The organism is Arthrobacter sp. SIMBA_036, from assembly GCF_046535135.1.
Lineage (GTDB): Bacteria > Actinomycetota > Actinomycetes > Actinomycetales > Micrococcaceae > Arthrobacter.
In genome coordinates this window covers 1-270 of the sequence record NZ_JAWRXG010000185.1, presented here as the reverse complement: position 1 = coordinate 270, position 270 = coordinate 1, and the positions used below count along the sequence as shown (strand labels likewise).

Here is a 270-nt window from a genome sequence, read left to right as displayed (position 1 = left end):
ATATAATCTTGAAGAATATTTTTATTAAATGGAGATCTCCAATAAGTTTGGCTTACAAAATTATTAAGATAAGGCATATCTGTTTCACTAACGCCAAATCTGTTTTCAAAAGTGTTAGAGTTAATGACTTGAAAAATTTTAGCAGTACTGTTGTCAACTTTTTCATAAAATTTTTCCATGAAATCATCTTCACCAAAATCTGTCATAATAGTATTGTCCTTAAGAATATAAAAATGAGAAGAAGGCGAAAAAAGTTTTCCTTTTTGCTTG

Annotated in this window: 1 protein-coding gene; it reads right to left on the bottom strand. The window is 27.4% G+C overall.

Annotated features, from left to right (window positions below; genetic code table 11):
- A partial coding sequence (locus SB659_RS19585; protein WP_410551612.1) for a hypothetical protein occupies window positions 1-206 on the bottom strand: 206 nt, incomplete at its 3' end.
- Window positions 207-270: the final 64 nt, after the last annotated feature.